13 protein-coding genes are annotated in these 9,140 nt (G+C 68.3%); 10 read left to right on the plus strand and 3 right to left on the minus strand.

Features of this window, described 5'->3' with window-relative positions; translation table 11 throughout:
• The 3 genes from FDZ70_03490 to dnaA all read right to left on the minus strand — a co-directional run.
• A partial coding sequence (locus FDZ70_03490; protein ID TLM78868.1) for a DNA replication and repair protein RecF occupies positions 1-255 on the minus strand: 255 nt, incomplete at its 3' end.
• A gap of 18 nt (positions 256-273) precedes the next feature.
• Positions 274-1,371, minus strand: a complete 1,098-nt coding sequence (gene dnaN, locus FDZ70_03495; GenBank protein ID TLM78869.1) for a DNA polymerase III subunit beta — start codon at positions 1,369-1,371, stop codon at positions 274-276.
• Positions 1,372-1,608: 237 nt separating this feature from the next.
• Positions 1,609-3,042, minus strand: a complete 1,434-nt coding sequence (dnaA, locus tag FDZ70_03500; protein TLM78870.1) for a chromosomal replication initiator protein DnaA — start codon at positions 3,040-3,042, stop codon at positions 1,609-1,611.
• 595 nt (positions 3,043-3,637) lie between these two features.
• Between dnaA and FDZ70_03505 the strand changes: the two genes are divergently transcribed.
• The 10 genes from FDZ70_03505 to FDZ70_03550 form a co-directional block, all read left to right on the plus strand.
• Complete coding sequence (locus FDZ70_03505; protein ID TLM78871.1) at positions 3,638-3,772, plus strand: 50S ribosomal protein L34; 135 nt, start codon at positions 3,638-3,640, stop codon at positions 3,770-3,772.
• A gap of 32 nt (positions 3,773-3,804) precedes the next feature.
• The gene (gene rnpA / locus FDZ70_03510) at positions 3,805-4,143 is read left to right on the plus strand and encodes a ribonuclease P protein component (GenBank protein ID TLM78872.1); all 339 of its coding nucleotides are present in this window, start codon (positions 3,805-3,807) and stop codon (positions 4,141-4,143) included.
• Positions 4,140-4,349, plus strand: a complete 210-nt coding sequence (gene yidD / locus FDZ70_03515) for a membrane protein insertion efficiency factor YidD (protein ID TLM78873.1) — start codon at positions 4,140-4,142, stop codon at positions 4,347-4,349. The genes rnpA and yidD overlap by 4 nt, the downstream gene beginning before the upstream one ends.
• Before the next feature lie 48 nt (positions 4,350-4,397).
• Complete coding sequence (locus FDZ70_03520; GenBank protein TLM78874.1) at positions 4,398-5,192, plus strand: YidC/Oxa1 family membrane protein insertase; 795 nt, start codon at positions 4,398-4,400, stop codon at positions 5,190-5,192.
• Positions 5,000-5,923 (plus strand): protein jag, encoded by a 924-nt coding sequence (locus FDZ70_03525; GenBank protein TLM78875.1) that lies wholly within the window; start codon positions 5,000-5,002, stop codon positions 5,921-5,923. The genes FDZ70_03520 and FDZ70_03525 overlap by 193 nt, the downstream gene beginning before the upstream one ends.
• Positions 5,924-6,029: 106 nt before the next feature.
• Positions 6,030-6,803 carry a 16S rRNA (guanine(527)-N(7))-methyltransferase RsmG gene (gene rsmG, locus FDZ70_03530; protein TLM78876.1) on the plus strand — a complete coding sequence of 258 codons (774 nt, stop codon included), beginning with the start codon at positions 6,030-6,032 and terminating at the stop codon, positions 6,801-6,803.
• 73 nt (positions 6,804-6,876) lie between these two features.
• A complete protein-coding gene (locus FDZ70_03535) occupies positions 6,877-7,659 on the plus strand; it encodes a ParA family protein (GenBank protein TLM78877.1) in 783 nt (260 codons plus the stop codon).
• Complete coding sequence (locus FDZ70_03540; protein TLM78878.1) at positions 7,652-8,518, plus strand: ParB/RepB/Spo0J family partition protein; 867 nt, start codon at positions 7,652-7,654, stop codon at positions 8,516-8,518. Before FDZ70_03535 ends, FDZ70_03540 begins: the two co-directional genes overlap by 8 nt.
• 26 nt (positions 8,519-8,544) lie before the next feature.
• Positions 8,545-8,814, plus strand: a complete 270-nt coding sequence (locus FDZ70_03545; protein TLM78879.1) for a YtxH domain-containing protein — start codon at positions 8,545-8,547, stop codon at positions 8,812-8,814.
• Between the two features lie 56 nt (positions 8,815-8,870).
• On the plus strand, positions 8,871-9,140 hold a 270-nt coding region (locus FDZ70_03550; GenBank protein TLM78880.1), incomplete at its 3' end, for a hypothetical protein.

Raw genomic sequence — 9,140 nt, forward strand, 5'->3', positions numbered from 1 at the left:
GAGGCGGATCGTGACGGGCCCGCTCTCACCCTCGGCGACCGCCTCGATGACGGCGAGGCCGGACCCCCACCGTACCGCGTCCGCCGGCGCCATCCGCCGGAAGGACACCCCCCGGCATGCGAGCGAGACCGCCTCCAAGGCGTTCGTCTTGCCGGCGGCGTTCGGTCCGGTGAGGACCGTGACGTGCCGGGCGGGCCTGAGCTCGAGCCGTTCGTAGCTGCGGAAGTCCCGCAGGGTCAGGACCGTGAGGTGCACGCCCGCACGACCGGCTTCCTAGAGCCGGACCGGCATGAGCAGGTAGAGGAACTCCTCGTCACCCTCGGACTCGAGCGTGCCCGACTTCATCGGCGTGGCGAGCCTCATCGTGAGGCGCTCGGTGCCCACCGAGGCGACCCCATCCGCGAAGAACGAGTGGTTGAACGCGAGTTCGACGTCGTCGCCGGCGACCCCGACCATCAGGTCCTCCGCCGCGTCACCGACGCCCTCCGTCGCGGCCGAGAGGGACAGCGTCCCCTCCTTCGCCTTGACGGCAACCTTCAGCGCCGCATTGTGCTGCGCGAGCAGCGACACGCGCTTGACCGCCTCGAGCAGCTCGTCGCGGCCGACCGTGACGGCTATGTCGCGGTCCTGCTGGATGAGTTGGCGGTAGTTGGGGAATGAGCCTTCGATGCGGCGGGTGACGAACGTCGTGTCGCCGGCGTTGAAGACCACTTGGTTCTCGGAGATCCCCATGCGGATGGCTTGGGCGGGACCCGCGAGCTTCGGAACCTCCTCGACCGCCCTGCCCGGCACGACGACCTCGAGATCGGATCCCGGGCTCTGCTCGAGCGTCACCTCGCGGACGGCCAAGCGGTACGAATCGGTCGCGACCATGCGGAAGACCGGTCCTTCGACCACGGTGAGCACGCCGGTGAGTATCGGCCTCGTCTCGTCTCGGCTGACCGCCTTGGCGACCTGCTTCACCAGGGCCGCGAACGCCTCGGCCGGGATCGACACCTCTGTGTCGGCCTCGATCTCGGGGAACTTCGGGAAGTCCTCGGGTGACACGGTGTTCAGGTGGAAGACCGCCTGACCGCACTCGACCTTCCCGCCGTCCTTGTCGGCGGATAGGGTGACCGCGGCTTCCGGAAGGCTGCGGACGATGTCGGAGACGATCTTGCCGGGTATGACGGCATCACCCGGGTCCCCGACGTCGGCCGTCGCCTTCGTGCGGACCGACACCTCGAGGTCGGTGGCTTGGAACGTGGCTGTGTCGTCCTTCGCGGAGATCAGGATCCCCGACAGGATCGGCAGGGTCGACCTGTTCGACACGGCACGGCCTGCCGTGGTCAACGCCTCGAGCATCTCACCCCGGGCCATCGTGATCCGCATGGGTCGGTTCTTCCTCTCTGGATTCGACCAACAACACTCTCAATAACGCTGTGGAATGTGTGGACAACACGCGTCTGTGCTGGTCGGGTCGGGTGTATCCATAGTTCACAACCTGTGGGGCGGAGGCTCCTCCCCATCAACAGCTTCCACACGCGAATGGCCGCATCCACACGTTCGGGCCTTCGCCCACAAGGTACCGACAACACCACCCACAAGGTAGCCCACAAGCGAGGCGGGTCAGCTCTTCTGCCGGATCGCGCTCGAGATGGTCTGGATCTGGTCGTACACGTCCCGGTGTTCGCTCATGAGCTTCTGGATCTTCGTGACCGCGTGCAGCACGGTGGTGTGGTCCCTGTTCCCGAACTCCGAACCGATCCTCGGCAGGGAGTGGTCCGTGAGTTCGCGCGCGAGGTACATCGCGATCTGCCGGGGGTAGACGATCGACTGCGTGCGCTTCGCCCCGACGAGCTCCGTGCGGCTGACGCCGTAGTGTCGGCAGACCTCGCTCTGGATGGTGGCGACGGAGATCGGCCGCGCGCTGTGCTCGGGGAAGCTGTCGCGCAGGACCTGCTGCGCGAGCGCGATGTCGATGGCCTTATGGCTCAGCGATCCGTAGAACAGCACGCGCAGGAGCGCGCTGTTGAGTTCGCGGATGCTGGACGAGACCCGCTCCGCGATGAAGGCGAGGACGTCATCCGACACGTCCTTGCCGCCGTGCTCGTCGTCGCCAGCCGCGGTGCGCCGCAGGATCGCGATGCGCATCTCGAGGTCGGGCGGCTGGATGTCCACGACCAGGCCCGAGGAGAAGCGGCTCCGCAGACGCTCCTCGAGCATCGGGATCTCGCCGGGGGGCCGGTCGGACGCCAGCACGATCTGGCGGCCGGCCTGGTGGAGGGTGTTGAAGGTGTGGAAGAACGCATCCTGGGTCCCCTCCTTCTTCGAGAGGACCTGGATGTCGTCGACGAGGATCACGTCGTTGGTGCGGTAGCGCTGGCGGAAGCCGTCGATGCGCTGCTTGTCACCGATCGAGCCGATGAACTCGTTCATGAACTGCTCGGCGGTCACGTAGCGCACACGCATGTGGGGGAAGTGGTCGGCCACGTATGAGCCGATCGCCTGCAGCAGGTGCGTCTTGCCGAGGCCGACCCCGCCGTAGATGAACAGAGGGTTGTACGCCCTGCCCGGGCGCTCGGCCACCGCGAGGGCGGCGGAGTACGCGAACTGGTTCGAGTCGCCCATCACGAAGGTCTCGAAGGTCTGGGCCGGGTCGAAGGTCGAGCCTGCGGGCCGCGCAGGCGGCTCGGGGCGAACGCCCTCGGGCTCGCCGGAGGAGGATGAGGCAGGTACGGGGGCCACTTCGATGACGGGGGCCGGCTCCGGCACGCCGCCGGACGCCTGGGGATCGACCACGAATATGACGCCGGCAGCGCGCCCGAGGACCTCAGCGAGCGCTTCACGCGTACGGTCCGTGTACTTCACCAGCCAGTCGCGCGTGAATTGGTTGGGGGCTCCGATCACGAGGGTGTCGCCGTCGACGCGCAGCGGCACCGCCTGGGCGAACCATGTGCTGAAGCTGGCCGCGTTGAGGTTGGGACGCATGATCTCCAGGACCCTCGCCCAGATGCCTGCAACCTCGGAAGCAACGCTCTCGACCGCGTCCACGTCACCCATCGCCGCCCAGACTCCCTTCCGCGAAGCGCGTTCTGCCACTGTGTCTCGCGCACGCGCGCGAGTCGAGGTGCATCCGACCGACGGCGACACATTCCCGACCGACGGCGACGCCAGGCTCCGACTGCGGGCCGGAGCGGAGCAACGACGCGGGCGGGGTCCTGTTGTGGATAATCGCCGAGCGGTCCCGTATGGGTCCCGGGCCGGCGGAGGATCGTGTGGAAACTCGGCCCCCCCGACCTGCCCGACCGCGCCGGACGGTCGCGTCCGAGACGGTCGAAACAGGGCGTTTTCAAGGCGTTTCCCCTGCTCGGAGGGGACGGGTGGAACGGCGCCGATTCTAGCAATGTCTCCTCCGGGAACACAATGCGCGGTTTGGCGGTTTCCACAGCGCGCCCGTGCGTGAGTCCTGTGTTTTCCACAGAGTCCACAGATTCGGGGGGAGTTTCAGCGACCCCCGGCGGTGCCCATTCCGCTCGTCAGGCCGCTCGTCGGCCGGGCCGGGATTCGTTGACACGCGCGCGAGAGAGAGGCGTATAATCACCGGGCTTTGGAGCCGAACGAGACGACGGGCCCGTAGCCCGATGGAGGAATCCCGGTGAAGAGGACGTACCAGCCGAACAACCGCAAGCGTGCGAAGACGCACGGCTTCCGTGCGCGCATGGCCACGAAGGCCGGCCGCCGCATCATCGCCAACCGCCGCCGCAAGGGCCGCGCGGTCCTGTCGGCCTGATCCGGCCGGCGCCGGCGCCCCACGGAGGCGCCATGCGGACGATACGTTCATCGGCGGAGATCGACCGCCTCTTCCGCGAAGGCACCCGTGCGACACATCCGCTGCTCGTGGTCCTCGTGTCCCCCGCGCCTGCCGCATGCCCCGGCGGGCGCGTCGCGTTCGTCGCAGGCCGCAAGCTGGGCGGCGCGGTCGCGCGCAACCGGGCCAAGCGCGTGCTTCGCGAGGCGTGCAGGCGCGCAGGCGGCCCGTGGGACGGGCTGGACGCCGTGCTGATCGCGCGCGCCGCAACGGGCGCCGCCTCGCCGGCTGATCTCGACGCCGCGCTCGCCGGTGCGCTGCGCAGGGTGTCCGGGCGGGGTGATGCAGCGTGAGACGCGCGGTCGTCTTCCTGATCCGACTCTACCAGAAACTGGTATCTCCCCTGTTCCCTCCCGTGTGCCGGTTCCGCCCGACCTGCTCGGCGTATGCGGTAACATCCATCGAGAGATACGGAGTCCTCCGGGGCGGCTGGCTCGCGCTCAAGCGCATCGGGCGCTGCCACCCGTGGAACCCGGGCGGATACGACCCTGTGCCTTAAGAACCTCGCGCGCCCGCCGGCGCGCGCGTGAGAGAGCGGTGATGCTCGGTGTGGGATAGCCTTCGCGGCCTGATGCTTCAGGCCCTCAACGGCCTGTACGCGTTCACGGGCGACTACGGCTTCGCGATCGTGCTGTTCACGATCGCCATGCGGCTCGTCCTGATGCCGCTGACGGTCAAGCAGACCAAGTCGATGTACGAGCTGCAGCGCATCCAGCCCAAGATCAAGGAGCTCCAGGAGAAGTACAAGAACGACAAGGAGAAGCTCCAGGCCGAGACGATGAAGTTCTACGAGGAGAACAAGGTGAACCCGTTCGGGGGGTGCCTGCCGCTCCTCGTGCAGATGCCGATCATGATCGCGCTGTTCAACGTGCTCTCGAACACGGCGAAGAACCCCTCGCCGGCTTGGAACCTCACGAAGTACCTCGGCCCCGACAATCCGGCCGCGAAGGCCTTCTGGCATATACTGGATATCACTTGGAGTCCGCAGCACGTCTGGACGACGGTCGGCAAGGTGGAGTCGATCCCCTACATCATCCTCGCCCTGCTGTTCGGCCTGAGCGTCTGGCTGCCCCAGCAGCTCCAGCCCGGCGCCGACAAGCAGGCGAAGAACATGGGCAACATGATGGCGCTCATGATGGTGTACTTCGGATGGGTGAGCCCCGCCGGCGTCCTGATCTACTGGGTGACGTCGAGCGCATGGCAGCTCGCCCAGCAGGCGGTCCAGACGAGGGTGATGAAGCGCGGAGCGGCCGAAGAGGCCGAAGCCGCTGCACTGGCGAAGGCAACCGGGCCCAAGGGCTCGAGGAAGAAGGCCAAGCAGGCCGGGGAGGGTCCCAAGTGACGAGTGAGGGCGTGATCAAGGAAGGGCCCAGCGTCGCGGAGGCACTGGATGCGGCGCTCGAGGAGCTGGGCGTCCAGCAGGACGCGGTCGAGTACGAGGTGCTGGACGAGCCGGGGAAGACACTGTTCGGGATCGGCGGGGACAAGCCGGCTCGGGTCCGGGCATGGCTCAAGCCCGAATTCGCGCGCGAGGTAGAAGACGCGCGCCGCGCCGCGCGGGAGATCGTCGGCGGCGGAGAGCAGCCGGGCGAAGATGCCGAGCGGCCGTCGGACGAGGACGTCGACAAGATGGCCGACGCGGCGGTGGCCGCGCTGCAGGAGATCCTGAAGGCCTTCGGCCTGTCGTGCGAGATCGACGAGTATGAGGGCGACTACGGTGAGATCATCCTCGACGTCGTCGGAGACGACCTCGCCATGCTGATCGGACGCCACGGGCGTACGTTGGACGCGCTGCAAACCCTGACCGCGGCGGTGGCATACCGGACGTCTGGCGTGCGGTATCCCCTGCTCGTGGATGTGGCGGGCTACCGGTACCGCCGCAAGGCGAAGCTCGATGAGATGGCGCGCCAGGCGGCCGAGCGGGTGAGGCGCACCGGGAAGCCGGTCAAGATGCGCCCGATGAGCAGCTACGAGCGCAAGGTCATCCATATGGCGCTCCGGGAAGACCCACGGGTGCTCACCGCGAGCGAGGGCGACGAGCCGTTCCGCCAGGTGGTCGTGATGCCGCGCTAGGACGCGGCGATCGCGCGATCGATGACGGGCCGCCTGCGGGCGGCCCGTCGGTGTTTCACGTGGAACATCGCCGAGCCGGAGGCCGACGAGGACGGACGTGTTTCACGTGAAACACTTGTCCTGCGGCGTCCATGCGCACACAATGTTCCACGTGAAACACCAGACTGACAGGGACGAGGCGCGCGAACGCGTGCTGCGTGGTGCCGAGCAGCTCGGGGTGCCGCTCTCCGAGGCGCAGGCCGAGACGATGTGCGGCCACCTCCAGGCGGTCCTGGAGGCCAACGAGCGGCTGAACCTCACTGCGGTGAGGACGCTTGACGAGGGGATCGGCCGTCACGTCCTCGACTCGCTCGCCGCGGTGCCTATGCTGGAGTCCTGCCCGGCCGGGGAGTTCGTGGATCTCGGCAGCGGGGCCGGCTTTCCCGGGATTCCCCTCTGCGTGGCGTCCGGGCGTGAGGCCGTGCTCGCGGAGTCGATCCGCAAGAAGGCCGCATTCCTCAGCGAGATCGCTGAGCGGCTCGCCCCACGCATCACAGTCGCCGCGGTGCGCTCGGAGGAGCTCGCGCTCACCCGCCCGTGCGCATTCGCAGCCGTCGTCGCACGCGCGGTGGCCCCGCTCGCTACCCTCGTGGAGCTCGCGGCCCCGCTCTTGGCGGCCGACGGGCGGCTGATCGCGCTGAAGGGTCCGGACGTCGAGGGCGAAGTGGAGCGGTCTCTCCCCGCGGCGGCGGTATGCGGTCTCGTACTGTATGCCGTGGAGCAGGTCTCGGTGCCAGAAGTCCACGGCTCGCGGACTCTCGTCTCGTTCCTGAGGGTTGGAGACCCGGAGGTGAAGCTGCCGCGCCGGCCCGGGATGGCTGCGAAGCGGCCGCTCGGGTAGCGCAGGGTGCTTCACGCGCGCGGGACGGCGCGGTATAGTGCACGGAGTCGCCCACGGGAAGGGGTTCCATGCCGTGACGAAGAAGAGACGGCCCGGCGCGCTCGTGCTCGCCGTGGTCAACCAGAAGGGCGGAGTGGGGAAGAGCACGACCTCGGTCAACCTGGCCGCGGCGCTCGGCCACGAGGGCCGCAAGGTGTTGCTCGTGGATCTCGACCCACAGGGGAACGCGACGTCCGGCTTCGGGCTCAACCGGAACCAGCGCGAAGCATGCGTGTACAACGCGCTGCTCGAGGGGCTTCCCCTGGAGAAGCTCATCGAGCCGGTGGAGGTCGAAGGGGTGTTCGCGGTGCCGGCTACCATCGAGCTGGCGGGCGCCGAGATCGAGCTCGTTGCGACAATGAGCCGCGAGACCCGCCTGAAGGCGTTGCTCGAGCCGGTGCTCGGGGACTTCGACTTCGTGATCATCGACTGCCCGCCGTCGCTCGGCCTCCTCACCGTGAACGCGCTGACGGCCGCGGACGGGCTGATCATCCCGATCCAGTGCGAGTACTACGCGCTGGAGGGACTCTCCAAGCTCCTCGACAGCGTGCGCCTGGTCCGGACGCACCTGAATCCCGAGCTGGAGGTCTTCGGCGTCGTGATGACGATGTTCGATTCGCGGACACGGCTCTCCGCGCAGGTGGTCGAGGAAGTGCGGGACTTCTTCGAGGACAAGGTGTTCACAACGATGGTCCCGCGTACCGTCCGGCTCTCCGAGGCGCCGAGCTTCGGACAGCCGATCACCATCTACGATCCGAGCGGGAAGGGTGCGAACGCCTACCGCGAACTGGCGAAGGAAGTGATGTCGCGTGTCTAAGGGAGGACTGGGACGCGGGCTCGCCGCCCTGATCCCGACCGCTTCGGCGGACGAAGGAGAGCCGCAGTCGCTGCCGCTCGGCATGATCTCGCCGAACCCGGCGCAGCCGCGGACCGACATCGAGGACGAGAAGATCACGGAACTGGCGGACTCCGTGGGCAAGCACGGGGTGCTCCAGGCCATCCTCGTGAGGCCGCTGGGCGAGGGATACCAGATCGTGGCAGGCGAGCGCCGATGGCGGGCCGCAAGAGAGGCCGGACTCGAGTCGATCCCCGTGCGGATCGTGAATCTGACCGAGGCCGAGGCGCTCGAGGTCGCGCTGATCGAGAACCTGCAGCGCGAGGACCTCAACGCCATCGAGGAGGCGCGCGGCTACAAGCGCCTCATCGGCGAGTACCAGATGACGCAGGCCGAGCTCGCGGACAAGGTCTCGAAGTCGAGGTCGGCGATCGCGAACGCCCTGCGCCTGCTCGACCTGCCCGAGGAGGTCCAGGAGATGGTCTACGACGGCCGACTCTCGGCCGGCCACGCCCGCGCCGTCCTCAGCGTGCCCGACGACGCGCGCCGGATCTCGATGGCGCAGAAGGTCGCGGACCGGGGGCTCTCGGTCCGCGAGGCGGAGAGCCTCGCGCGCCTGCTGGCGGCCGGGCAGGCGGAGCGTGCGCCGCGTGCGCCCCAGCCCAAGTCCTTCAAGGTGGTCGCGCGGCAGCTGCGCAAGGTGCTCGGCACCGCGGTTCGCGTCCGGCAGAACGACAAGAAGGGCAAGATCGAGATCGACTTCCACGGCGAGGAGGACCTGGAGCGACTGTTCTCCCTGCTCACGAGCCCTGGCGGGTCGACAGGGGGTGATGTGTCGTGAGGCGTGGCGGTCTGGAAAATCTTGTCATGGGGATGCTGATCGGGTTCGCCGTCGGCGTCGTGCTCGGAATCCTCTACGCACCTGACAGCGGCGCCCGCACGCGGCGGAGGCTGGCGGGAGAGGCCGTACGCCTCGCCGACTCCGCGAAGGGCCTGGCGGTTCGCGCAGAGGAGACCGCCGGCGCGGTGATCGAGCGCGTGGAGCATCACCTCGGGCGCGACGAGGAGGTCGCGTGGCGCAAGGTGCGGGAGCTGCGCGAGGGGGTCGAGCGCTACACGACCGCGCAGCCGGGGTGATCGGTGTCCAAGCCCCGTCGTAGGCTCTCCCCTGCCGGCGAGCAGAGGGAGGGACGATGCCGTTCACGCTGGTGACAGGCCGCGCGCACGCGGGCAAGACCGCGGTCCTGCACGCGATGGTTCGAGACGAGCTGTCGCACGGGGGCGAGCCGGTGCTCGTCGTGCCGACGCGTGCCGACGTGGAGCGGGCGGTCGAGCAGCTCGCTTGCGATGCGCCCATGGGCCTGCGGATCATGCGCTTCGACGACCTGATCGAGGCGCTCTGGGCGGCGTCCGGCGACGGACGCGCGATCATCTCGGACACGCAGCGCGCGCTGCTCATAGAG

The sequence above is a fragment of the Actinomycetota bacterium genome (genome assembly GCA_005774595.1).
Classification (GTDB): Bacteria; Actinomycetota; Coriobacteriia; order Anaerosomatales; family D1FN1-002; genus D1FN1-002.

What these genes read in the sequence shown, in the direction of transcription:
- dnaN (TLM78869.1), bottom strand. Translation starts at nt 1,371, where the DNA reads ATGCGGATCACGATGGCCCGGGGTGAGATGCTCGAGGCGTTGACCACG.
- FDZ70_03525 (TLM78875.1), top strand. Translation starts at nt 5,000, where the DNA reads ATGGGTGAGCCCCGCCGGCGTCCTGATCTACTGGGTGACGTCGAGCGC.
- rnpA (TLM78872.1), top strand. Translation starts at nt 3,805, where the DNA reads ATGCGGACGATACGTTCATCGGCGGAGATCGACCGCCTCTTCCGCGAA.
- FDZ70_03545 (TLM78879.1), top strand. Translation starts at nt 8,545, where the DNA reads ATGGGGATGCTGATCGGGTTCGCCGTCGGCGTCGTGCTCGGAATCCTC.
- dnaA (TLM78870.1), bottom strand. Translation starts at nt 3,042, where the DNA reads ATGGGTGACGTGGACGCGGTCGAGAGCGTTGCTTCCGAGGTTGCAGGC.